The organism is Algoriphagus aurantiacus (genome assembly GCF_035156405.1).
GTDB classification, from domain to species: domain Bacteria; phylum Bacteroidota; class Bacteroidia; order Cytophagales; family Cyclobacteriaceae; genus Algoriphagus; species Algoriphagus aurantiacus.
In genome coordinates this window covers 148,338-172,975 of sequence record NZ_JAXRUT010000003.1, presented here as the reverse complement: position 1 = coordinate 172,975, position 24,638 = coordinate 148,338, and the positions used below count along the sequence as shown (strand labels likewise).

The following is a 24,638-nucleotide window of genomic DNA, read 5'->3' as shown; positions in this document are numbered from 1 at the left end:
TGTCACACGAACGGAAACACTAAAGTACATCGGGATTTAATTTTACTCACTGATAATAACTCCGTGTTCCCTGCAGTTAAAAAATTCCATGGAAAAACCGCCCTTCTGAGGGCGGTTTTAACTTAATAAAGATCTAACTATTTATTTGTAAAGTCCATTAAACAGCATTTTGAATGTCCCATATGATTGTGCTCTGAAAGTAATCTCCGGGCCAAAAGCATAGAATTTCCCTTTACCGATTTGAGCTTCGAAGGCAGTTACGCCATTTTTCAGGTAAGACTGTCCAAATGCCCATCCACTTCTCAACGGCTCTTCATCTCCAAACCATGCAATTGGCTTGACACCCTTGTTTCCTGCAGAAGGTGACAATTTGAATACTGGGCTTCTGTTGAACATGATATAGGCTTCTTCACCCATACCGTAATTAATAGGCACTGAATTATCCACATGCATTTCCAGCACAGAGCCTGGAACGTAATATTTCTCACCTGGAAGTGATTTTGCATTCCCATTTGCATCGATCTCTACTAACGCATCTTCCACAGGTAACCCAAAGTGGTAAGCAAGTTCTGTAGCCGACCCAACTGAAATGATTTCTCCTCCATTTTCAATGAATTTCTTTAGCTGAGGAACAGATTCATCCACAGAAAAACTCCCCAACATATGATGGTATTTTTCATCGATCTCTTCAGGCTTAGGTTGCGATCTAGAATAACCACGCGAACCAACTCCTGGGATTCCAGAACTGATAAACACCAGCACATCGTAGTTATCATTCAGATTTCCGGCATCAATTTCTTTGGGAAACACCAATTGGTATTCAAAATGAAATTGCTCCATCATCCAGCGAACCCAACCGGAAGGCATAGATCCTCCATAATAATCATACAGCCCAATTCTTGCAGGCTGTATTTGGGTGGCTCCTTTTGGCATAGATGAAGGCACTGGATATACTCCATACTCTTTGGCCGCTACTTCCAATTCTTTTTTCCCTCCACTTACGTAGAAAGAACCAACTGGCAACCCTTTCACTAAAGATGCAGTTCTATAAACTTTAACTTTTGCTTTCAGCAAATCATTCACCGCCATAAAACTGTTATTGTTTCTCACATCAAGCAAGTAACCTGACCCGTTTGCAAGATTCTTTGCCGGAGGAGATTGAATTTCTCCGTATGGAATCCGCTCAAATGGACCTTCAAAGCCTTCATATAGGCGATCAACTTCCACTCCCATTTGCAAAGCCAATGTCCAACCTGCTGCATCATACGGACGGATCGGAGGACCTCCCGGATAAAGAAAATCATTTGGATGGTCTTGCGGCTCAAACATATCTATCACATGTGGACGGAAGGCTTGTGCTGTTTTCACGATAAAAGAATTAGCTGGATAAGTCTTACCGTTTACAGTAAAGTCATCTGTAGCTTTTTCCACCAAAATCCCTGACTTGATCAACGCATTCATGAACTTCACTGCCGTAGAGAAATCAGGCTGATCTGCGGAAAGAATATATCCTCTAGGATCTCTGTTGGCAGGATCTGTATATACAGAATCGTAGAACTGCGCAGGAAATCTTGACCTGGAAGAGTCATCATCTTCTTGACTTTTCTGAGATTCTTTAAAAATATCTTCCACGGCTTGCGCATATTTAGGATACATCGTCCAATTATCCTCACTGCCCTTGTCTATCGACTTTCTGCCCATCAAATAAATATTTAACAGCAACTCATCACCATGTCGCACAGCGTGATTGAGGATGGCGTAATTCAATGAAACAGAATAGTCAATGGATTGTCTGAAGTGCCAATCCTGAGGTGTCACAGGATAGGGAGTTCCATTATTTGGAATTAGACGCTCAGGCACCAGAGGGACTTTAGTAGGCGTGGGATTGCCGATAATCTCAGTAAGAATCCCTATGATATTATGATAATAAGGGGTGGTTCTCAGGCCACCATTCCACCAAGTAGAAAACACAGAACCGTCTAATCTGGTGTAGCCTGGTCTATCTTCCTGATGCATTCTATTGATCATGGCAGCTCCAACTGCATCCAAGCTTGTAATAATCAACGGATCAAATACATGATTAAACGGGTCCCGATAGGGAGGGCCGGCAACTACAGTTCCTGCCGGGCCAGTCTGGTGGTGATTGTAAATAATCTGAGGTATCCACTCTACGTATTGCTGAAGAGACATATTTGCCGCTTCGCTCATGTTATTCATGTAGAAATCACGGTTGTTATCATGCCCTACATATTTTTGATAGAGAATAGGAATATTCTGATCACGGGCCTCAGGATCATCTTTCCTCATGTACCATTCCGACATGATTTCCATCCCGTCAGGATTCGCGTGCACTAATAAAATAATTACGTTATCCAGAATTTTCAGCGTCTCCGCATCATCTCTTGAGGCTAATTGGTAAAGCGTCTCAATTAGCTGATGAGGGCCAACGACCTCATTGGCATGCAAACCTCCATCTATCCACACCACAGGTTTGCCTTCTACAGAAAGCTTCTCTGCCTCTTCGCGCGTGATTTCAGCATGAGCAAGTTTCTGCGAAATTTCTTTATACTGGTCCAGCTTCGCCAAATTAACAGGGGAACTCACAATCATCATTGGCTGAGATCTTCCGTATTCGGTTTTGCCAATTTCAACCATTTTTACCCGGTCACTTGCATCAGCTACTTTCTTGAAGTAAGCTTCAGTTTCTGTGAAATTGGCAAGTTTGTAATCGTCTCCTATATCAAAGCCAAAATGAGCTTTTGGCGTCGGAATACGCTGGGCAAATACTCCTAATGACAAGGATATAAGCAGAATAACTAGTGTAATTTTTAATCTCATAAGCATATGGGTTGGTTTATTCGCTTTCTAAATTAGCACGAAAAAAGAGGTCACCAGTAATCAAAAGGTTCTTTTGTTCATATTTTACAGGACTGGAAAATATGAACAATAAGCTATTCATAGCTGTAACCAATGAAATCGTCCTAAGTAATCCAAACTCAATTCACTGAAACAGAGTGAAAAGATTAACTAACAACAATTGCTTTCATCAATAGGCCATCTTTTTCACACTTAGCTGCTGTTAGAATGAGTTTAAAAGCATCAGAAGTCAAATTTATCTTCTGAATCAACTTATAACACCCTAGCCATCCATTCAAAAATTACTACTTTTGATCTTAAATCCATTCCTAACCTTTCCCGAAAAAAACAACTAACCATGTCCGAGGTTAAAATATTTTCAGGCACTAACAGCCAATCACTTGCAGAGAAAATCGCCAAAAACTATGGCAAAAAGCTAGGAGATCTTACGCTATCCAAATTCAGTGATGGCGAATTATCACCAAGCTTTGACGAATCCATTAGAGGCTGTACAGTCTTTTTGGTACAAAGCACTACACCGCCAAGTGACAATCTTTTGGAGCTTTGTCTGATGATAGATGCTGCAAAAAGAGCCAGCGCATATAAAGTTTGCGCCGTTATTCCCTATTTCGGATATGCTAGGCAAGATAGGAAAGATAGGCCAAGAGTATCCATAGCAGCTAAGGCCATCGCTAATATGATCACCTCTGCTGGAGCAGATCGAATCATGACCTGCGACCTTCATGCCGGACAAATTCAAGGTTTTTTCGATATACCCTTGGATCATTTGAATGGATCAGCTATTTTTGTGCCCTATTTGAATTCGCTACGGCTTCCAGATATGATTTTTGCATCTCCGGATGTGGGAGGAGTAGCAAGAGCCAGGGCTTACGCCAAGCATTTTGAAGTAGAAATGGTAGTCTGTGATAAGCACAGAAAAAGAGCCAACGAGATCGCTTCTATGCAAGTAATCGGGGATGTAGAGGGTAAGGATGTTATTCTTGTGGATGATTTGGTGGATACAGCAGGCACGCTCTGCAAAGCTGCGCAAATCGTCATGGAGAAAGGAGCGACTTCAGTAAGAGCTATTGCAACACATGGCGTACTTTCTGGCAAAGCTTATGAAAACATCGAAAACTCAGTTTTAGATGAATTGGTGATCACTGACACCATCTTTCCAAAACAACAATCATCCAAAATCAAAGTATTGACAGTCGCTGACCTGTTCGCCAAGGCAATTCATGCCGTGACAGGAAATACGTCTATCAGTTCTTTGTTTATATAAGAACCAATTTTAATACAAATACAATATGAAATATCTTGAGATTATAGGGTTTAAAAGAGCAAATCTCGACAGTGCCAGTCTTTCTGAATTGAGAGAATCAGGTAATGTTCCCTGTGTAGTTTACGGACCTGGTATCAAAGAGCAGATTCACTTCTACTCTCCAATCATCCTTTTCAGAGACTTGATTTATACTCCTGAGGTTCACATGGTTGACTTGAACATCGAAGGAACTATCATTAAAGCAGTATTGAAGGACGCACAATTCCACCCGGTAAGTGAGGCTCTTCTACACGCTGACTTCGTAGCTTTTGCAGACGACAAGCCTATCAAATTTGAAATTCCAGTGAAAGTTGAAGGAAGTTCTCCAGGACTTGCTAAAGGTGGTAAATTAGAATTAAAAACTAGAGTACTGAAAGTAAAAGGTCTTGCAAAAGACTTCCCTGACGTTATCCCTATTGATATTTCCAACCTTGATTTGGGTAAATCATTTAAAGTTGAAGATGTAAAAGTTGAAGGCTTCGAAATCCTAACAAATCCAAACGTTTCTATCGTGACTATTGGTATCCCAAGAGCACTTAGAGGCAAAAAAGGCGGAGACGAGGAATAGATTCAGTCTCTTAATCATTCAAAATCCTGCCCACAACTGGGCGGGATTTTTTATTTTCAAGCCAAATAGCTACAGAAAGATGAAATCGAGCCTGCCTGCCGGCAGGCAGGCATAACTCAAGCGTCACACAGAGAGATGATTATAAGACCTGCGAGATTCTCCCGAATCAAGTTCGGGACAGGCTATCTGGCCATAAAAATCAATTATAAACATATGAAATTTCTAATCATAGGCCTCGGGAATATTGGACCCGAATACGAACTCACCAGACACAATATCGGATTTTTGACAGTGGACAGACTTGCTGATGCAAATGGATGTTCCTGGAAAAGCGACCGACTTGCCTTCAAGACAGAGTTCAAACACAAAGGCAGAACAATCCACCTGATCAAACCTACCACTTATATGAATCTAAGCGGAAAGGCGATGAACTATTGGATGAAAGAGCTTCAGATTTCCAAAGAAAATACCTTGGTCATTGTGGACGATGTTGCCATTCCTTTTGGAAAATTTCGCATGAAGCCTAAAGGAAGTGCAGCTGGACACAATGGCCTGAAAAATATTGAGGAACTCACAGGCGGCCAAAACTACCCAAGACTCCGAATGGGAATAGGTGATGACTTTCCAAAAGGAAGGCAAATTGACTTTGTTTTAGGGAAATTCAATCAGCATGAATTTGCTGAATTACCCGCTATAATGGACAAGGCGATAGAAATGAGCCTCAGTTTTTGCACTATTGGAATAGAGCGTACCATGAATCAATTTAACGATTGATCAAATCGAGCATAACTATAGCGTCACACACTGGAATGATTAAAATATATGCGAGATTCCGTATGACCTTTAAAAGATAAATTATAACCAAATGAAATAAGATTTGGAAATCCACTAAACGCGTTCTTTCTTTGCATCACTTCAGGCAACTGATTTATAAAGAAGAGGCGAGAGAATAGGCTCTAAGACCCTCTGGCAACCATCCCGAAACGGAGAACGGTGCCAAATCCTACCCGACGCGGGAACTATAGATTGGCTTACTTCACAAATAATCCCTTTTAGTTCGTTTACCGCCTCTGGGTTTGATTTTCTCAAATCTGCTTGATTAGTCTTGTTAAAATTTAAACTGATCAATACATGAGTAAGCACTTCGAAACGAATTCTGTGCGGATTTCACCATCAAAGTCCAGCCAAAGAGAGCACTCTGCTCCGATCTATCTTACCTCAAGTTTTACCTTTGATTCTGCTGAGGAGGCCAGAGCTACTTTTGCAGATGAGATAGAAGGAAATATCTATTCCCGCTATGCCAATCCCAACTCCAGTGATTTGATCGAAAAGGTCTGTGCAGCTGAAGGAACGGAAGATGGATTTGCGACAGCATCAGGAATGGCTGCAATGTTTGGAAGTATTGCCGCTCTACTGCAGCAAGGGGATCATGTGCTTGCAGCCCGATCACTTTTCGGCTCTACGCATCAGTTATTAACCAGAGTATTTCCCAAGTGGGGTATTACCTCAACGTACGGAGACATTTCTGATTATTTGAATTGGGAAAAACTAGTACAGCCCAACACCAAAATGCTTTTTATAGAAACTCCATCCAATCCTGGTTTGGAGATCATCGATCTGGAATGGGCGGGTAAATTTGCGGCAGCACATAACCTAATATTAGTAGTGGATAATTGCTTCGCTTCGCCATACCTTCAGCAACCTGCAAAATGGGGTGCTCATATCGTGACTCACAGTGCTACAAAATACATTGATGGACAGGGAAGGGTTCTAGGTGGTTTAATTTTAGGTAAAGCTGATTTGATGAAAGAAGTGCATTTTTTCGCTAGGCATACTGGACCATCTATATCCCCATTTAATGCTTGGATTCTGGCGAAAAGCATGGAAACACTGGGGGTGAGAATGGATAGACACTGTAGTAATGCACTTAAAGTAGCAGAGTATTTTGAAGGAAATTCAGAGTTGCTTGCAGTAAAATACCCTTTCCTGAAATCGCACCCACAATACGAAGTTGCCAAAAAACAAATGAGCCAAGGAGGTGGAGTAATTACTTTGGACTTGAAGGGCGGAGTGAGTCGAGCCCAGAAATTTATCGATCAGCTCCAAATGATCTCTATTACAGCTAATCTTGGCGATAGCCGCAGTATTATCACTCATCCAGCTTCCACCACGCATAGCAAACTTTCTTCTGATGAAAGAGCCCAAGTAGGCATTTCAGATGGATTAGTGAGACTTTCTGTGGGACTGGAGCATTATGAAGATATTATACTAGATGTAGAAAGAGCGATTGACTTATCAAAATAAAATGTCTCATGAAGTTCGGCTTCCTGCCTTTGGGCGAGGCAGGCTCTAAGCCTGACAATTATCACTACTGCGTTCCTCTGTGAAAACCTTGGTGTCCTCGGTGGTTAATTGCCTTTCAGAAAAATGCCTCCATCAAGGTTTCCCTTTATGGAGGCATTCACTTTTTTCGCTATTGATATTTTACCAAGTAGTTTGCCTCAAGGTAGGAAAAGCCCGAATCACATCACTCAGACTGATCTGACCTAACAGTCTCCCATCTTTCATCACTGGAAATCTTCGGATTTTATGTTCTAAAAATTGCGACGCTGCATCGAATATTGACAAATCAGGCGATAGTGTAAGTACATCTGTGGACATATGCTCACTTACTTTAGCCGGGAATTTTGGCGTGTTCGTATATTTTCCTTTGATGATCTCTTTGAGGCAATCAACCTCCGAAATAATACCAATCAATGCACCCGATGCGTCAATCACTGGTGCTCCAGAAATTTTTCGCTTAGTGAGTATTTCCATCACTTGATCAATGGTATCATCTGGCTTAAAGGTGATCAAGTTAGTACTCATGTACTCCTTGACGAGAATTTGCGGAATCGGGGCTTTTTTGGGTTCTGCCATTCTAACCCCTTGAAAACTTTTTACCATAGGTTAAAATTTAAGGTGAAAGAATAAATTACCGATATTACACCGTAAATAAAAATTATAATTTAAAACACATAATAAATCGATACTATATTTTTAAAATAATCACTACTTCAAAATTTTAATTTAGTTTGTTCTCTAAGTAAATAAATGGTCTCCAAGGTTTAGTTGCTCCCTTATATAAATCATCAAATTCGAATGCTCCTACCATTACATCAATATCACCATCCAAATCAGCATCGCCCGAAGTTATAGTCAGCCAATTTCCCTCAACGGTTTCACTCAGTATAAATGGATCAAACTCACCCTTTTCATTTTGTCTGAAATAAACCAAATTCTGCTTTGGCTTTTGCGAATCATCAGGAAAGAATGACAACACAAAGAAATCCTGATCACCATCTCCATCAAAATCCGCGATTTCAATCCCGCTTGCTCCGTGCATAGGATAGAACCATGATTCCTCAAATTCATTTTCACCATCATTCAAATAGATATGAACGCCGTGAAAGTTTTTGAGCACTTGTGACAGATCCGCATTGTCACCATTCACCACAATAATATCTTTGTGCCCATCCCCATTCACATCTACAAACCTAAAGTCACTGGATCCAAATGCAGGCTGAAATTGAAGGATCGCTTTCTCTTTAAATTGGCTTGCTCCTTCATTTAACCATGCATATATCCCTTCTTTGGACTGCGCCATCAACCCAAGTACATCTAAATCCCCGTCTTTATCAAAATCAACTGCAATGGCACGTCTTGCCCCAGGCTCAGAGCTCAAAATCACTTCACTTTCTCCAGAAGGTCCCGAAAGATAAATACTCATCTTCCCAAAGTGATTTCCAAACTGCGACACCACTCGATCTTGCTCTCCATCCCCATCCCAATCTGCAACTGCCAGATTTACAGGTCGGATCAAGTCGGTCAATAGTTCTTTACTTTTCCAAGTTCCAGCTTCGTTCCAGAATTCCGAAACCTTTCCCAAGGTGTCATTAGAGGGATCCATTCTACCCATGGTCAGCAAATCGAACGTACCATCTTCGTTCCAGTTGATATCCACTGGAGCAACTTCTGTGGGAATAGAATCCTTGATTTGAAAACCATTCTTAGGATCTAGGATGTAAATAACTTTTAAACGATCTCCGAGCCACAATTCACCGGATTGGGGGTTTACATGAAGCATGGTGGACAGATTTCCCTTGGTTCTTTGAAATTCCGGTTGTGATATTTGAAAACCCGGAATCCCTTTGATCAGTACTGCTTTTTTCTGTTGGGGCAAAGGTGAATCTGGCGCATTCTCCAAGTAATACGCAAGTATCTTCTCCCAATCCTTACCTCGAATTAATTGAACTTTGGAATAAACTCCAGGGGGGACTCCCAAATCTTCTGGCAAAGCTTGCCCAAAATCATCTGGTAAGTAAAGCCCCATGCGCTTACGCATATCAGGAAGCACTTTTTCCTGCCAGGTATTTTTATCCAAAATTTCAGGTTCAGGCTTTACATGGCAGCTTGCGCAATAGGCATTCGCGAGCTGCTCACCACTTAAATTCAAATCCATAGAAGCTAATAGCTCCAAAGATGGTGGCGGTTGCTTCCGCTCCGAAATAGGGCTGCAGGAATCCAAGATTACCGCTACAAATATAACAATCAGGCTTCTTAACTTCATTCGCCTATTACCTTCAAAAAATCATTAACTACTTCCTGATCTATTCTAAGGTGATGGGTAAATGATTTTGGATCATCCGAAAAAGATAAATCAGGATTTACAAATTGATTAGACGAAGGTCTCCAGGTCTTACATGAAGCATGGACTTCTTTCAAGTAACCGGTTTTTTTCAACTCCAAAACATGCTCAGGCTTAGTGCCTCCACCTGGCATAATACTGATTCTATCCTGAGCTTTTACCAACAATTCCTTCATCGTAGCTAATCCATCAGTTACAGAATCTTTACCTCCAGAAGTCAAAATACGATCAAAGCCACATGAAATAATTTTCTCCAAAGAATCAAAATAATCTGCTGATGCATCAAAAGCTCGGTGAAATGTACAAGGCTTTCCAGAGGCCGCTCTTAAAAGTGATTTACAAGAATCACTGTCCACAAAACCTTGATTGTCCAACACCCCGAACACAAAACCATCCGCACCTTGCTCACCCAGTATTTCTATATCGCGCTTCATCACCATCATTTCCTTCTGAGAATAAGCAAAATCACCACCTCTTGGCCGAATCATGACAAATACAGGAATATCAATTTCTGTTTTCAGAAACTTAAGCATTCCTGCACTTGGAGTTTCTCCTCCTTCCGGAAAATTAGCACAGAGTTCCAATCGATCAACACCAAATTCAGCTGCATCCATAGCTGCTTCTACATTAAAAACTGGAGACTCTAATATTATTTTGCTCATCCTTTGAAATGCGAATTGGAATCTATCATCATATTGTTTTGTAATGTCGCTTGCGCAAAGTTGAAGCCTGGATGTACTGCATAAGCCCCTACTTCTCCATCTTTATTCATGGCAAGAAAACCAGCCTGTATATCCTTAATGTCTTTATTTTTTGAAATCAAGCGCTTCACAGCTTCTTCACAAGCTTCCTGAGGAGTACGCCCCTGACGCATCAATTCCACAATCAAGAAACTTCCGCAAATCCGGATGATAGATTCTCCCAGACCAGTAGCAGTTGCCGCGCCAACTTCATTATCCACAAATAGTCCAGCTCCGATAATCGGGCTATCTCCTACCCTTCCATGCATTTTATACGCCAATCCACTTGTAGTACAGCTTCCAGCCAAATTACCAATGGCATCCATTCCAATCATTCCGATGGTATCGTGATTTTCAATATTGATTATCGGCTTGTACTTACTCGTAACTTTCCATTTTTCATAGGCTTCCTTAGCGTTTGGACTTAGTTCTTCTTTCTCCATCTCCATTCCTTGAGCAATCGCAAACTGACGAGCCCCTTCCCCTGCAAGCATCACATGAGGAGTCTCTTCCATCACCATTCGGGCAAGTGTGATGGGATGCTTCACCTGCCTTACAAAAGCCACTGATCCACATGAACCATCACCAGACATGATAGAAGCATCCAATGTAGTAATGCCTTCTCTATCTGGTAAGCCTTGCAAGCCTACGGACAAGTTACTCAGATCTAACTCCGTATCTTTAACGCCAGTTTCCACAGCATCCACTATACTTCCTCCCGCTTTCAGTTTTTCCACTGCAGCAGCATTGGCTGGCAATCCATGATTCCAAGTGGATAAGATAAGTGGTTTTTCTCCTTTGAAAAGCGAAGTTGCTTTAGTCTCAGCTATGGTAGATACTCCAGGTATAAATAATGCAGAGCCCATCAGGGATTGCTTGATAAATTTTCTTCTTTGTGACATTCGAGTTAATTTAGAATCAGGTCTTAAATTATTAAAATTGGAGCTAATTAGGCTAACCATCCCTCATTTCCTTTCAAATCAATTTTTGAAATAAGCAAGATTGAGAAGCACCAACTTAGTTTGAAAAACCGCCTTGCCAATTCCATTTTACCATTAGAAAACAAAAATAAATACATGAAATCGAGCATAACTGAAGAGTTACACAGAGGAATGATTATCTGGTATGCGAGATTCCATATGGCCACTGAAAAACAATTATAAACATATGAAACCCTACCTACTTGCAGAATCCAACTGGAAAACACTTGAAAATCATCGTTTTGACTTAGCCGTATTGCCTTGGGGAGCAACTGAAGCCCATAATTATCACATGCCTTATGGTACTGATGTGTATGAAGCTAACGCTGTAGCTAGTGAGGCAGGAAGGAAAGCGTGGGAAAAAGGAGCAAATGTCACGATTATGCCTACAATTCCCTTTGGTGTGAATACTGGGCAATCCGATATTTATTTGGATATCAATCTGAATCCAAGTACACAGCTGCTGATTCTAAAGGATATTATTACCGTTCTAGATCGACAGGGAACTAAGAAACTGTTGATTGTAAACAGCCATGGTGGAAATGACTTCAAAACAATGCTCCGTGAGCTTGGGCTTCAGTTTCCTGAAATGATGCTCTTCACTTGCAATTGGTTTCAGGCATTGGACAAGACTAGGTATTTTGAAGAAGCAGGCGATCATGCCGATGAAATGGAAACATCCATTATTATGCACCTGCATCCCGAATTAGTATTGCCGCTTGAGCAAGCTGGAGATGGAAAAGAGAAAAAGTCAGTGATAAAAGGCGTGCAGGAAAAATGGGCCTGGGCAGAGCGAAAATGGTCAGAAGTATCGGAAGACACAGGAATAGGTAATCCAAAAAAATCCTCCCCTGAGAAAGGAAGGAAATATTTTGAAGACGTAACGGATAAAGTTGCTGAGCTTATGGTAGATATTTGTGATGCAAAGGCAGGCCAATTATATACCTGATCAATCCAAGGAATTCATATCTACAGGTGTAGTATTTCCTTTGTAATCCTGCAATTGGATTCCTTTCACCCCTGGTGGAAGGATGACTTCTCTTCCTGATTGTGATAAGAATCCAGACCCAAGGCTGGTTTCAATTCTTTGTTTTTGACCATTTTCCAATTCCAGTATTACTGCCATTATATCCTGCTCTAGCGTGATTGTCCTGCTAGTCTGGCTGTTTTGATGCTGGAACATCAGGAGTTTTCCTCGATTTTGAGAAGCTACTAGAAGCGGGTTACCTTGAGCTGAAGCTATTTTCACTAATGCTTTCCCATCTCCGGGAACCATAAAACCACTTTCCTGCGGACTCATAGGAGTGAATTCTCCTTTTCCGTCACCTAATAATACCAAGCCCAGATGAGCATCAAGTCTTCCAACAAAGATCTCATTGCCGTAATCATTCCCCACCAAAATCACATCAAGAAACCCATCACCATTAATGTCTCCCGTAGTCAATCCATTTACCGGAGCCACTTGGGCCAAAGTAGGGAGTCTGCTGACTTTGAATTTTCCGTTACCAAGGTTCTCAATGTATGCTGTCTTGTCATAATTACCTGTAAGAATAAGAGCTCCCTCTCTTTCTTGTTCGGAAAAAAGAGACTGCTCAGTAGTTAGCGCATACAATTTGTAGCGCTCAAACTTCCTTCTAAACATGGGACTTTGCCCATACAAATCACCCCAGAAATGGCTCGGGAAAGAGTTGTAATTGCCTTCACGATCTTTGTAATAAGCAAAAGTGACTGGATCCACACTCCCATTATTATCAAAATCCTTAGCGTAAATCTTAACTGGTCTTTCAGCTGTTGGGTGATGTGAGTTGTTTTCTCCTAGATTACCTACTACAAAATCAGTATCTCCATCTTGATCAAAATCACCGGAGGTAATAGAGTTCCACCAACCCAAGTAATTTTCAAGACCGGTATTTTCAAGTTTTGTAAATCGATCTCCCGAATTTTTGAAAATAGAAATCTCCATCAATTCCCCGACCACTACTAAGTCCACTAGTCCATCGGCATCCACATCTGACCAGATGGCATCAGTCACCATTCCCACTTTGCGCAAGCCAGGAGCCATTTCATCCGTTACATCCTGAAGTTCACCATTGACGTTTCGAAGAAGATAGCTTTTGTCCGGATAAGGATACTGTGTAATTGGAGTTCTACCACCCACGAACAAATCCATAAATCCATCCCCATCGAAATCCGCTCCCCTTACTGCCGATCCACTTGCCTTCACCGATAAGAAGTTTTGATCAAGCGTAAAGTTTCCATTCCCATCATTTAAAAACACCCGGTCTGTGTATGGAGTATCATCTCCCAAAAATTCATTGCTTCCACCTACCATATACATATCCAAATCTGAATCGTTATCAATATCAAAAAGCAGTATTCCCATTTCTTCGAAGAAATTCCCTTCCGCTGGAATTAGATTTTTTGCTGAGAACTTTCCGTCATTATCCTGGATAAACACATGAGGGGCAAAGCCAGAAGCTGAGCCTACTACCAAATCCTCGATTCCGTCACCATTCACATCTCCTACAGCTAAGCTCGGGCCATACTGACTCAGTTTGTGCGGGATTATCCGCTGAATATTAAAGTCAATCTTATCCACTTCTTCATGTGTAAAGTCCAAACCTTTGGTAGAGGAAACTTCTTTCAAAAGTGCGTTTCGCGATTCTGAAGCAATAATAGCGACCTGATTCTTTCCTTGTTTTGCCTCTGAATAGGCAACTTCAACAAGTTGGTTAGATGTCACATTGTCCAGAACACTTTCTTTACCATCAGGCCAAATGATTTGAATAGATGAAATTTCGGCTACATCTCCTACTCCGAAATGCATTACTTCGTCAATTGAGGACATATAGCCTCTTACTACCTGCTGCTCTTGGTAGAGCTGACTGCCATCTGGAAAGGAAATCAGAACTTTAGCTCCCAATCCCTGGGGATTAAGCTGTGTTCCTTTTAATCTGATCCGCAGATAGTTATTTTTTTGCTCTTTATTTTTAAGCGTATTTTCAAAGACAAATGCCGGATCGTTGATATTATTCACCACATAATCCAAATCTCCATCATTGTCTAAATCTACGAAAGCCGCTCCATAGGAGAACGAAGGTTTGTCCAAACCCCAAGCACTTCCCTCATCTGAAAAAGTTAAATCGCCCTTATTTTTGAAAGCGTAATTTGGAATTTTCACGATTGGAATAGAGTCTAGCAGCTGCCTGTCTGATGCAATATTGCCTACATCTGCACGGTAATTCGCAAAGTCTTTGTCTGTGATATCTCTGGGGAACCCATTAGTTACTAACAGATCACGATGACCATCATTGTCCACATCACCGAACAAAGGCGCCCAGCTCCAGTCCGTTTGATAGATGCCTGCCATCATGCCTATTTCACTAAAAGGCACGTCTGCTCCATTATTCATATGGAGCATATTTCTCACGTACTGGTATTCATAGCCCCACTGCTCATTACTTAGATATACCTGGTAAGAGTTGTTCCCGATGGTGGTTTTCTTACGATAGTTATCTTCCCCCAGCATGTCGAGGGTAATGATATCAGGTCTAGTATCATTATTAAAATCAGAAATATCAGCCCCCATAGAAAATTGGCTCTGATGCCTCAGCATCTCTTTGGATTGATTGGAAAAAGTACCGTCCTGATTGTTGATATAAAGAATGTCGTTGGTCACATAATCATTGCTGACATGAATATCTGGCCAGCCATCATTATTCAGATCCGAAATTAATAAGCCCAGCCCATAACCTTCAATGGTGATCCCTGCCTCTATGGTAACATCTGTGAAGGAACCATCGCCATTGTTTCTATAAAACCTATCATTATTAATAGCTGACCCGTCAGTTATTTTCAGGCGGTAGTTACTTGGTACACTTCGGCTTTGCTCGTTATTTAGCACATACAAATCCAGATCGCCATCTAAATCATAATCTATAAAAGCAGCCCACATAGCATTACCAGAATCAGCTATACCATATTCAGAAGCCATTTCTTTGAAAGTAATTTTGCCGGATTCATCCTTTCCCTGATTGATAAAAAGCAGATTATTACGCTCTCCAGGGCCAAGTTTCATCGCAGAGGCAACATATATGTCCATCCAGCCATCGCCATTGATATCAACCGCGACAGCACCTGTACACCATTGGTCATCAGTAGCTACTCCAGCTGATTCTGTAACATCTTCGAAGTTGAATTTTCCGGAATTCAAGTATAACTTATTAGAAACCTGATTTCCAGTAAAATACAGATCGGGATATCCATTGTTATCGAAATCAGCAACTGCTAATCCCCCACCATTAAAAATATATTCATCAGTGAGGATATTGAATGAGTCAGATTCTACAATATCGTTATTAAAATCAATTCCAGTATTGCTGGATGGGATCAGTTCAAATAACGTAGCTTCTTTATTACAAGATGAAAAGGCCAAAAAGGCCAAAACCAAAAGGCTAAAGAAAGAAAACTTCATAGTAAATAGGTTGGGTACTTGGGTTGCGCTGATATTAGCACTTTTAGAGCATAAGCGAAATAAAACCTCGCTTTTTAGGAATAGTAACAAAAAAAGAGGTTGTCTCATAACTTAAATCAACAGCCTGACATTTGAGTATTTGGAATTTTTCTCAGATACCTACCCGTACAAATTAGAGGCTGTCCCTACTTCTGAGACAGCCTCTTTTAAATAATAATAATCTAGTAATTAGAATCCAGGATTCTGAATCAGAATATCCGGTCCTAACAAGTCAATTTGTGCTTGAGGTATTGGTAAAACAACATGTTTGTCTGTATAAGTGGCTCCGCCTAATGCATTTAGAAGCAGAGCTCCATCAAATGCCAAATATGCATTTAATTCTTCGGAGGCAGTACCCCATCTTACCAAATCGTAGAATCTATGTCCTTCCATACCCAGCTCCAGTTTTCTTTCGAAACGTACAGCAGCTCTGGCTGCCGCAGGATCACTCCAAGGAGTAGTATATAGGCCAACCTGATAATTAGCTGCCGGACCAGAACCGTCCAGCTTCATCACTTTGGAATTCATCGCTCTTGTTCTTACCATATTCACATAATCTCTGGCTTTTTCCAGACCGCCAGTCTCTACTTCTGCCTCTGCTGCCATTAGCAACACATCTGCAAATCGAATAATATTGAAATTAATTCCTGTGTAGCCAGGAGTCCAAGAACTGTTATCCTGAAAAGTACCAACTTCAGTTCTGGAATACACAAATTTCTTTACAGAATAAGGACCTGAAAAAGACTGCTGTCTTATCCAAGACTGCCCTGGATGCTCCACCCAATCAATATATGGAATACCCCTTCTTCCTGCAGTGTGATCCACACGTGGGTCAATTGGGCCTTGATCAATACTGAAGGCAGCGTCAGTAGCAACACCCATATCATTCTTCACCCGGTTTGCAGAAGAATTATACGATTCATCCAATAAAGGAAGTCCATTAGAATTTGTCCTAAAGGAATTCACAAAGGTGAAACTTGGCGCAAAGAACCCACAGCAAACTCCAGGAGCGGCTGAGTTATATGGATTATTCAGATCAAACTCTGGATTCGCATTATTCACAGAGCCAGTTCCCGCGGCAGATTGGTAGGCCCAAACAGACTCAAGATTATTGTCATATTCACCTCTAAATAGATTTCCATAATTATCCAGTAAACCATATTTATCACCACTGCTAGTCACACCGTTATTGATTACATCGTCAAATAGTGTTTTTGCTTGTGGGAACTTGCCTTGATACATGTAAACCTTACCTAGGTAAGCTTTGGCTGCCCAAGAATTTACTCTACCCACTTGGGATTGAGTATCCGCCAGATTATCAGCCGCATATTGGAAATCGGCTTCGATCATAGGCCATATATCCACATTGTTGACCACATCTTCCAATCCAGTTCCGTAATCAAGTGTCTCGTCTACATAAGGTACATTATTAAAATTTCTCTTCAATTGGAAATAATAATGCCCTCTTAAGAATCTCGCCTGAGCTGATAAGCGTACTACATCAGCATCCGTTACATCTTCTCCTTTGGATAAAAGAAGTCTCAAAACGTTATTTGACCTTGCAACTCCTTCATATAATCCATTCCAGTTTTCGAGAAGAATCACATTAGTAGCATCTGTCTCAAAACGCTGGATTGGGTTGATAGTGTTGAAATCGCCTGGGTCAGTACCTTTATTTGCATCACCCCCTCGGATACTTCCCCATACCCAGTTGGAAGGAGACGCCATTCTTTGGCCTCTACCGTTCACCTGAGAATAAGCAGCTATCAAGGATGCGTCCAAGCCTGCCAAGGAAGTCAATTGCGACTCAGCCAAAAGACCTGTAGGCGCAATTTCCAGAAAATCATCGCTACAACTTACCGCAACCATCAATAGTGTGGATGCTACTATAGCGCCGACTTTTAATTTTATATTTTTCATATTATTAATCAATTATAGTTTCTATAACTCGATTCTAGTTGAATTGTACAGCTTAGAAGCTTAAGTTCAGACCGAAGGTATAACCACGTGTAACCGGATAGTTACCTACATCGATACCAAACGTCAAATCAGCATCACCGCCTACTGCAGGATCTAATCCTTCGTATCCGGTTATAGTGAATAAGTTATTTGCAGAAGCAAATACTCTCAATCTCTCCAGTTTCCATCTTTCCAATAGTGGAGCTGGCAACGTATAGCCAAGGGTCACATTCTGCAACCTCAGATAAGAACCATCTTCTACATAGAAGGAGTTACCCACGTTAGAAGTAGAGAAGTTTGCTGCTTTTTCCACAATTGGAATAGTTGCATTAAGATTTTGAGGGGTCCAGGCATCTTTCAAACGCTCAGAAGTAGCCGCACCTTCGAATGTAGAATAGAAATCAGTGAACCACTTAGACTGGTTCCAAATTTCGTTTCCAATAGAAGTATATACATAAGCTGATAGATCAAAGCCTTTGTAGCCCAAGGTGAAGTTCATACCCCCAGTGAAATCAGGGATTGGAGAACCTAGAATCTTTCTATCATCTGCATCAATATTTCCATCAGGCATACCAGTTAAATTACCATCTGCATCACGACCATTGATATCCCTATATTTGAATCGCCCTATACCAGCTCCGTCCTGAGTAGCATGGTTGTCTACATCTTGTGTAGAGCTAAACAATCCTTCTACTTCGTATCCGAAGAATGAGGAAAGAGATTCGCCTACCATATTTCTGATTGGCTCTATTCCTCTAAATCCAGGGTTAGCAGAAGTAATTACTGTCAATCCTGGAGCCAAAGAAACGATCTCATTCTTCAACAATGAACCATTCACAGATACTTCATAAGTGAAGTCACTGGAAAGATTACCTCTAAATTGCACCAATAGATCAGCCCCTTGATTTAGCATTTCTCCGATATTAACTGCGGGAGCAGCTGCGTTGAACCCTGCTGTTGAAGGAATAGGAACTTGAAATAATAAATCTTTAGTATCCTTTCTCCATAAGTCAAATATCACATCCATACGCCCATTGAAAAAGGTACCATCAAACCCGATATTCTGAGTTACAGCAGTTTCCCACTGTGCATTAGGGTTACCAATTCTAGTTCTTCTAAAACCGATAAGTGCAGAGGAGTTAGATCCAGTAATATCATAAGAAGAAGCTCCGATATCTCCACCAAACAATGAATACTGGTTGTTCGGATCTACGTTATTGGAGTTACCCATTTGTCCCCAACCACCTCGGATTTTCAATTCGTCCATCCAAGTAGAGTTTGCCAAGAATCCTTCAGATGAAATTCTCCATGCTGCTGAAAATGCAGGGAATACACCAAATCTAGCGTTAGCTCCAAATCTTGAAGAACCATCACGTCTAACAACCGCACTGAAAAGATATTTGTCATTGTAGGTATAATTTAATCTACCAAAGATTGAGTAGAAGTTTACACCTTTGAACAAAGAAGAGTTTACTTGTCTAGTAGAAACCGGAAGATTCGAGATCGTAATAAAATCAGGATCTTGTGAGAATGGATTCTGACCTGAAGCACTGATATTTCTACCAGAGCCAGTATTCAATGCCTCCATACCTGCCAAGAAGTCAAATGAATGCTTTTCAAATGTCCTTTTGTAAGCTAGTGTATTGGTAAAAGTCCATGCAAAATTATAGCCTGATCCTTCACCGTATCCGAAAGCTGAATTATTCTCCAAGTTCTCGTATGAACGTCTTGAATAGTTGTAGAAGTAAAAATTATCATATCGACCACCAATAGATGATCTGAAAGTCAAATTATCTATGATATCAGCTTCCGCATATACGTTTCCGAAAATGTTTGCATTAAAACTTCTGTTGTCTTCTAGTGCATCTCTTTCTGCTACTGGGTTTCTTGGATTGTTAAAACCTTGAGCTGCAGTACCAGCATATCCGCCGAATTCATCGTAAATAGGAATGATAGTAGGCATACGGAAAGCAGATAAAATTGCGTTTTCATCTCTAGACACACCCTGTCCACCGTTTCCTCCACTTATACCTAATGCTCTTCTGTAAGTCGCTTGGAAGTTTTCACCTATTCTAATTTTGTTAGTTACATCAAACTCGGAGTTCGCTCTCATACTCATTCTACGGAGTGTATTTCCTTGAAGGATACCTGCTTGATCCTGAATACCTAATCCTATGTAGAATCTGCTGAATTCAGACCCACCATTTATTCCTAAAGAGTGTCGATTTAAAGGGGCAACCCTAGTAATGGCATCATACCAATCAGTTCCTTCTCCCGTAGCTGCTCTTACCAATTGATACACAGATCCCTTATTAGGGTCTACGTTGTATTTTGCAGCCTCCTCAGCCAATCTGTCTTGTGAAAATGGCCCTGCAACACCACCTTCAGCGCCTACTCTAATGTAGTATGGCAACACTGGTGAAGAACCCGTACCAAATTGAGGGTGAGTATAGTTCACCGGTCTACCTTCTGCAGCTGCAGCATTTGTCTCAGCAAGCCAAGTGTAATCTGCCTGATCTTGAGGATTCATCATATCGATTCCTGAACCAGGAGTAGTTACACCATACATTCCGTTGTAATCAACTCTTAGCTTTTGGTTTCCTCTTCTCCCTCTTTTTGTAGTATAGATAATCACACCACTAGCAGCCCTAGCTCCATAAATGGAAGCAGCAGCCGCATCTTTCAATACAGTAGTGGATTCGATATCATCTGGATTAAGGAAATCCGTAGATCCCACAGGGACTCCATCCACAACGTATAAAGGTTGGTTACCACCAAAGGAACCAAAACCACGGACACGAATAATTGAAGTAGTACCTGGCTGACCGTTTGTAATTACTGTAACACCAGAAACACGGCCTTGAAGTGCCTGCTCTACGTTACCAGTTGGAATTACTGCCAAATCTTTGGCATCAACTGTGGCGATAGCACCCGTTGTTTCTCTTCGGCTATCAATTGTATAACCAGTTACAACCAGCTCTGTAAGCGAAGTCTCATCAGGCATCAGTTTGAGGTCAATTATACTTCTGTTGCCGATAATTTCTTCCACTTTACCGTAACCGATAAAAGAGAAAACAAGAACTGACTGGTCATTAGGGACATTGAGAGAGAATTTGCCGTCAATGTCTGTCGCTGTACCAGTGGTCGTACCTTTGACGAGCACAGAGACTCCGGGAAGTCCTATGTCAAATTCGTCTGTGACTGTACCCGTTACGGTTTTTTGCGCAAAGGCAGCCGCACCGGTTAGTACTAGGAGCACTAAAAGTGCACTTAGATTTTTGTAAATATTTTTCATAAACATAGATAGATTGGGTAACAAGATTAATTTCAAAAACTTGTCTTTTCTTATTTGTTAATGCAATCGTTTGCGATCTTGCTCAAAATAATTGCATAAAATCTCCTCTTGGAATTCAAGAAGAAACTGCAATTATACCTTGGCAATTAAGCCGACTAATTAAGAACCTTTAGGTTTGAGAGCATCGGAAGATGCTTTGGGGAGGGCACACTACTTCTAAGTAAAATAGGTCATAGGCAAATATTTTGGGTTACGTTAATTGTACTAAAGCACCAATGTTAAAGATTCTTAAACGAAATTCAAATTCAAATGCTAAAATAAAATTTGGGGTTTTCCAGAATCACTGTAGATATCTACACCATGGATAGCTTACACAGCTCCAATTTAGCGTATTTAATGAGTTTACCAAAAACCAAAATAATACAATTCAAAAATTCTTTCTTGTCATTGCTAGTCGAGATATTAAATAATTGTTACTTATTTTTCATTTATGCTAACAGATGGCCTGAATATTTGAAAAAAATCATCAGAAGACCTGATTTCTTCAAAAATCGGATCAACCAATGCTTTCTGATAAATTAATTCACTAGCGTGTATTGCTTTATCCAATTGCAGTAATGCGACCTCGGTTTAAAGTGATTTACTTTATCGAAGAACTTTCCCAGATCAAATTCAATTGCATACGTCTGCCCTTCGTTTAAATATTGAAGATACATGTTTTCAGTAATCTGAGCGACGGTCTCACGGTTGTCCAGATTAAGCATATGCTTGATGATCACCGCACCGATCAAAACTTTGGGGTTCAAAGCAGGCCTTCCGGTGGATTTTGCTGGGTTACGTTTGTTAAACAGGCATACCGGCTGGTCCCACGGGATCCGAGAACGCCGCATCGGTTGGAGGGGTTTAAGCCATTATAAAAAGGCGTTTCAAACCCTGTGAAGGAGAGCTCGGCGGTTGATGATTGATATTGCCGAAGAAGAGTTTAAAAATCCGATCAGAAAAAGTCTTTACCCGAACAGTCGATCGATACAAAATCGAACAAAAAGAAAGCGTGACAGCAACCTGCAGGTTGTTTGGGGTTAGCAGACAGGAGTATTACCGGGCCGTTAAAAGAGAGAGGCAGAGCCGTCAGGTGGCTACTGAAGTGGTGACTATGATAAAAAAGTACGGATGAGAATGCCACGGATCGGTACCCGGAAATTGTACCATCTCCTCTATGGGGAGTTAAAGGACATGGGGGTGGGAAGAGATCGTCTGTTTGCCATCGTCAGGGCCAATCATCTTCATATTGTCCCTAAAAGGCAATACCACATCACAACCAACTCACACCATCGGTTTAGAAAGCATAAAAACTTGCTTGAGTCTCTTCCTATCGTGAGCCCAGAACAGGTATAGGTTTCTGACATTACCTACATTGGCACCAGGGCAAATCCGATGTACCTGTCTCTGGTTACCGATGCCTATTCAAAGAAAATAATGGGGTTCAATGTATCACAAAGTCTGTCTGAATGCCTGCGGAGCAGTTGCTGCCCTGGAACAGGCGATAGCTAATCGCAAACATCCAAAAAAGCAGCTCATTCATCACTCTGATCGGGGATTGCAATACTGCTGTGACCTCTACCATACCTTGCTGGAAAAGCATCAAGTCAGCTGTAGCATGACAGAAAGCTATGATCCATACCAAAATGCAGTGGCAGAAAGAGTCAACGGAATCCTGAAACATGAATTTATTCTGGGAATCACAATCCATGATTTAGAACTGATGAACAAACTGATAGAAGAGTCTATTTATATTTACAATAATAAAAGGCCGCATTGGAGCTGTCGGATGGAAACACCAAACAAAATGCACCTGCAAAGCACCATAAAGATTAGAACCTACAAAAACAAAAATAGCACCAAGTCGAAACCCGATGCTATCTAAATTTATCCTTAAAAACTGTAACGTCTTTTCAGGACTAGTCAATCAAATTAATAATTAGGATCCTGGGTCAAAGTTGGTTCACCATCTTTCAATGATCTGTCTATTGCCTCAAGTGGAATAGGGAAATATTCATTTTTGTTCTTAGTGAATGATTTTCCATCCAAGTACTGACGTTTGTTCTTTTCCACTGCTAGGTAGGCATTTAACACCTCATCAGAAACACCCCATCTTTGAAGATCAAAAAAGCGATGTCCTTCCATACTAAATTCAAGTCTTGTTTCGAATCTTACAGCTTTTCTGGCAACGATTTTATCCGTCCAAGGAGTATCATAGGTTTTGATATTGTAATTCGCAGCCGGTACACCCTCCATGATGGTAAAATCATTTCTCGAACTTCCCTGGATAGCTTTAGGAACGAAACTATCTGGATTTGCAGCTCTAGTTCTGATCATATTCACTAATTCTCTGGCTCTATCAATGCTTCCAATCTCAACTTCAGCCTCAGCCAACCATAGTAAAACCATGCTGTAACGCAAGATCCTGTAGTTATTAGCTGTCAGGTTACCCCATCCACCAACACCAAAAGCTGCTTTTTCTGCTACATGTTTCATAGAAGAATAAGGGCCTGCGTAAGAAAGGTCTCTCACGAAATCTGTACCATGAATTTTGAAATCTTTGAAAAGAATACCTGGTCTACCTAAAGAATGATCGATTCTAGGATCGAGGAAACCAGTAAACTCAGTTTGCCAAGTCACATCTGAATTATTGAAGTTGTCCAGAAGAGGAAGTCCAGAAGTAGACGTTTTGAAAGCATTCACCAAGTTTTGAGATGCTTGGTAGAACCCGCAGCATCCCCATGGATCGATGTATGGATGCGCAAGACCCACTCCCTGATTTGAAGCCTGGTCGTTGGCACTGTTTATCGCGTATTGAATTTCAAAGATAGACTCAGCATTGTTACGCGTAGCAACCAAGAAGTTGTCTTGGAATTTATCTACAAGCGTGAATTTTCCGCTATTAACGATTTGATCCAAAAGAGCCTTAGCTTCAGTAAGTTTGACAGGGTTGGCATTTCCGTTTTCGTCCCATCCCTGGTACATTTTAGCTTTTGCCAGCAATGCCATAGCAGCCCATTTGGTAGGTCTACCTACTTGAGCTTGCGTGTCAGGTAGTTTTTCCATAGCAGCTTGAAGATCAGCTTCGATTGCAGGCCAGATTTCCACATCATTAGGGACTTTTGTGCTTTCTACATCATTGATGTCAAAAATATCGTCACTGATATATGGTGGACTTTTCCACATTTTTCTAGCTTCAAAATGAAAGAAACCTCGCAAGAACCTTGCTTCTGCAATGATACGAGTTTTAGTAGCTTCACTAACATTCTCTACTTGTTTCAAGGTATTAAGTGCATCATTTGCTCTTGCAATGCCTTTATAAAGGCCTCTCCACTTATTTCTGATGTGATTATTGAAAGCCTGAAAATCGTACGCTTCAATAAAAGACTGCTCAGGCTGATCACCCGCATCTGTGCCCTTATAAGCATCATCTGAAGCTATACCACCAAACACCCAGTTTTGAACATCATTTTCCCATGGAGATTGGCCATCTAGTCCAGTACCTGATAGCATTTTATAAGAGCCCAACAAAAGTCCTTCCACCCCAGCTTCAGTAGCCAATCCGCTGGATGAGAATTGTCCTTGTGGCTCATTTGTTAAGAATTCATCATTACAACTAATTGTAACGAGTAGAAAAATTACAAATGATAGTAATTTATATATCGTTTTCATATCAG

The 24,638-nt window shown here is 41.0% G+C and carries 17 protein-coding genes and 1 riboswitch; of the genes, 7 read left to right on the top strand and 10 right to left on the bottom strand.

What is annotated here, in order from left to right; genetic code table 11:
* Positions 1 to 141: 141 nt before the first annotated feature.
* Positions 142 to 2,838: a M14 family metallopeptidase gene (locus tag SYJ56_RS04340; protein ID WP_323832411.1), complete on the bottom strand. Its 2,697-nt coding sequence runs from the start codon at positions 2,836 to 2,838 to the stop codon at positions 142 to 144.
* A gap of 376 nt (positions 2,839 to 3,214) precedes the next feature.
* Between SYJ56_RS04340 and SYJ56_RS04335 the strand changes: the two genes are divergently transcribed.
* From SYJ56_RS04335 to SYJ56_RS04320, 4 genes are all read left to right on the top strand, one after another.
* Complete coding sequence (locus SYJ56_RS04335) at positions 3,215 to 4,141, top strand: ribose-phosphate pyrophosphokinase (protein WP_323832410.1); 927 nt, start codon at positions 3,215 to 3,217, stop codon at positions 4,139 to 4,141.
* 25 nt (positions 4,142 to 4,166) lie between these two features.
* On the top strand, positions 4,167 to 4,748 hold the full coding sequence (locus SYJ56_RS04330) for a 50S ribosomal protein L25/general stress protein Ctc (protein WP_323832409.1): 582 nt from the start codon (positions 4,167 to 4,169) through the stop codon (positions 4,746 to 4,748).
* A 213-nt stretch (positions 4,749 to 4,961) separates the two neighbouring features.
* On the top strand, positions 4,962 to 5,522 hold the full coding sequence (gene pth, locus SYJ56_RS04325) for an aminoacyl-tRNA hydrolase (RefSeq protein WP_323832408.1): 561 nt from the start codon (positions 4,962 to 4,964) through the stop codon (positions 5,520 to 5,522).
* A gap of 151 nt (positions 5,523 to 5,673) precedes the next feature.
* Positions 5,674 to 5,776: riboswitch (SAM riboswitch) on the top strand.
* Positions 5,777 to 5,879: 103 nt separating this feature from the next.
* Complete coding sequence (locus tag SYJ56_RS04320) at positions 5,880 to 7,052, top strand: trans-sulfuration enzyme family protein (protein WP_323832407.1); 1,173 nt, start codon at positions 5,880 to 5,882, stop codon at positions 7,050 to 7,052.
* Between the two features lie 180 nt (positions 7,053 to 7,232).
* Here the strand turns inward: SYJ56_RS04320 and SYJ56_RS04315 are convergent, their stop codons facing one another.
* From SYJ56_RS04315 to SYJ56_RS04300, 4 genes are all read right to left on the bottom strand, one after another.
* Positions 7,233 to 7,694 (bottom strand): CBS domain-containing protein, encoded by a 462-nt coding sequence (locus SYJ56_RS04315; protein WP_323832406.1) that lies wholly within the window; start codon positions 7,692 to 7,694, stop codon positions 7,233 to 7,235.
* A 118-nt stretch (positions 7,695 to 7,812) separates the two neighbouring features.
* Positions 7,813 to 9,357 carry an FG-GAP repeat domain-containing protein gene (locus tag SYJ56_RS04310; protein WP_323832405.1) on the bottom strand — a complete coding sequence of 515 codons (1,545 nt, stop codon included), beginning with the start codon at positions 9,355 to 9,357 and terminating at the stop codon, positions 7,813 to 7,815.
* Positions 9,354 to 10,097, bottom strand: coding sequence for a copper homeostasis protein CutC (locus SYJ56_RS04305; RefSeq protein WP_323832404.1), 744 nt, complete (start codon positions 10,095 to 10,097; stop codon positions 9,354 to 9,356). Before SYJ56_RS04305 ends, SYJ56_RS04310 begins: the two co-directional genes overlap by 4 nt.
* On the bottom strand, positions 10,094 to 11,077 hold the full coding sequence (locus tag SYJ56_RS04300) for an isoaspartyl peptidase/L-asparaginase family protein (protein WP_323832403.1): 984 nt from the start codon (positions 11,075 to 11,077) through the stop codon (positions 10,094 to 10,096). The genes SYJ56_RS04305 and SYJ56_RS04300 overlap by 4 nt, the downstream gene beginning before the upstream one ends.
* A gap of 265 nt (positions 11,078 to 11,342) precedes the next feature.
* Between SYJ56_RS04300 and SYJ56_RS04295 the strand changes: the two genes are divergently transcribed.
* A complete protein-coding gene (locus SYJ56_RS04295) occupies positions 11,343 to 12,104 on the top strand; it encodes a creatininase family protein (RefSeq protein WP_323832402.1) in 762 nt (253 codons plus the stop codon).
* On the opposite strand, the gene SYJ56_RS04290 is transcribed toward SYJ56_RS04295, so the two are convergent.
* The 4 genes from SYJ56_RS04290 to SYJ56_RS04275 all read right to left on the bottom strand — a co-directional run bounded on the left by SYJ56_RS04290 (position 12,105) and on the right by SYJ56_RS04275 (position 21,812).
* Positions 12,105 to 15,629, bottom strand: a complete 3,525-nt coding sequence (locus tag SYJ56_RS04290) for a VCBS repeat-containing protein (protein ID WP_323832401.1) — start codon at positions 15,627 to 15,629, stop codon at positions 12,105 to 12,107.
* Positions 15,630 to 15,857: 228 nt separating this feature from the next.
* A complete protein-coding gene (locus SYJ56_RS04285) occupies positions 15,858 to 17,588 on the bottom strand; it encodes a RagB/SusD family nutrient uptake outer membrane protein (RefSeq protein ID WP_323832400.1) in 1,731 nt (576 codons plus the stop codon).
* A gap of 52 nt (positions 17,589 to 17,640) precedes the next feature.
* On the bottom strand, positions 17,641 to 20,928 hold the full coding sequence (locus tag SYJ56_RS04280; protein ID WP_323832399.1) for a SusC/RagA family TonB-linked outer membrane protein: 3,288 nt from the start codon (positions 20,926 to 20,928) through the stop codon (positions 17,641 to 17,643).
* Between the two features lie 572 nt (positions 20,929 to 21,500).
* On the bottom strand, positions 21,501 to 21,812 hold the full coding sequence (locus SYJ56_RS04275; protein ID WP_323832398.1) for a transposase: 312 nt from the start codon (positions 21,810 to 21,812) through the stop codon (positions 21,501 to 21,503).
* Positions 21,813 to 21,973: 161 nt separating this feature from the next.
* Here SYJ56_RS04275 and SYJ56_RS25890 point away from each other — a divergent pair, with 161 nt between their 5' ends.
* Entirely contained in the window at positions 21,974 to 22,096 is a 123-nt protein-coding gene (locus SYJ56_RS25890; protein WP_416377779.1) for a hypothetical protein, read from the top strand.
* Positions 22,097 to 22,408: 312 nt separating this feature from the next.
* The gene (locus SYJ56_RS04270; RefSeq protein WP_323832397.1) at positions 22,409 to 22,846 is read left to right on the top strand and encodes an integrase core domain-containing protein; all 438 of its coding nucleotides are present in this window, start codon (positions 22,409 to 22,411) and stop codon (positions 22,844 to 22,846) included.
* Positions 22,847 to 22,893: 47 nt separating this feature from the next.
* On the opposite strand, the gene SYJ56_RS04265 is transcribed toward SYJ56_RS04270, so the two are convergent.
* Positions 22,894 to 24,633: a RagB/SusD family nutrient uptake outer membrane protein gene (locus SYJ56_RS04265; RefSeq protein ID WP_323832396.1), complete on the bottom strand. Its 1,740-nt coding sequence runs from the start codon at positions 24,631 to 24,633 to the stop codon at positions 22,894 to 22,896.
* Positions 24,634 to 24,638 lie beyond the last annotated feature (5 nt).

Excerpts from the sequence above, each read along its gene's own strand:
- SYJ56_RS04340 (WP_323832411.1), bottom strand. The coding sequence starts at position 2,838 with ATGAGATTAAAAATTACACTAGTTATTCTGCTTATATCCTTGTCATTA.
- SYJ56_RS04335 (WP_323832410.1), top strand. The coding sequence starts at position 3,215 with ATGTCCGAGGTTAAAATATTTTCAGGCACTAACAGCCAATCACTTGCA.
- SYJ56_RS04330 (WP_323832409.1), top strand. The coding sequence starts at position 4,167 with ATGAAATATCTTGAGATTATAGGGTTTAAAAGAGCAAATCTCGACAGT.
- pth (WP_323832408.1), top strand. The coding sequence starts at position 4,962 with ATGAAATTTCTAATCATAGGCCTCGGGAATATTGGACCCGAATACGAA.
- SYJ56_RS04320 (WP_323832407.1), top strand. The coding sequence starts at position 5,880 with ATGAGTAAGCACTTCGAAACGAATTCTGTGCGGATTTCACCATCAAAG.
- SYJ56_RS04315 (WP_323832406.1), bottom strand. The coding sequence starts at position 7,694 with ATGGTAAAAAGTTTTCAAGGGGTTAGAATGGCAGAACCCAAAAAAGCC.
- SYJ56_RS04310 (WP_323832405.1), bottom strand. The coding sequence starts at position 9,357 with ATGAAGTTAAGAAGCCTGATTGTTATATTTGTAGCGGTAATCTTGGAT.
- SYJ56_RS04305 (WP_323832404.1), bottom strand. The coding sequence starts at position 10,097 with ATGAGCAAAATAATATTAGAGTCTCCAGTTTTTAATGTAGAAGCAGCT.
- SYJ56_RS04300 (WP_323832403.1), bottom strand. The coding sequence starts at position 11,077 with ATGTCACAAAGAAGAAAATTTATCAAGCAATCCCTGATGGGCTCTGCA.
- SYJ56_RS04295 (WP_323832402.1), top strand. The coding sequence starts at position 11,343 with ATGAAACCCTACCTACTTGCAGAATCCAACTGGAAAACACTTGAAAAT.
- SYJ56_RS04290 (WP_323832401.1), bottom strand. The coding sequence starts at position 15,629 with ATGAAGTTTTCTTTCTTTAGCCTTTTGGTTTTGGCCTTTTTGGCCTTT.
- SYJ56_RS04285 (WP_323832400.1), bottom strand. The coding sequence starts at position 17,588 with ATGAAAAATATAAAATTAAAAGTCGGCGCTATAGTAGCATCCACACTA.
- SYJ56_RS04280 (WP_323832399.1), bottom strand. The coding sequence starts at position 20,928 with ATGTTTATGAAAAATATTTACAAAAATCTAAGTGCACTTTTAGTGCTC.
- SYJ56_RS04275 (WP_323832398.1), bottom strand. The coding sequence starts at position 21,812 with ATGCGGCGTTCTCGGATCCCGTGGGACCAGCCGGTATGCCTGTTTAAC.
- SYJ56_RS04270 (WP_323832397.1), top strand. The coding sequence starts at position 22,409 with ATGTATCACAAAGTCTGTCTGAATGCCTGCGGAGCAGTTGCTGCCCTG.
- SYJ56_RS04265 (WP_323832396.1), bottom strand. The coding sequence starts at position 24,633 with ATGAAAACGATATATAAATTACTATCATTTGTAATTTTTCTACTCGTT.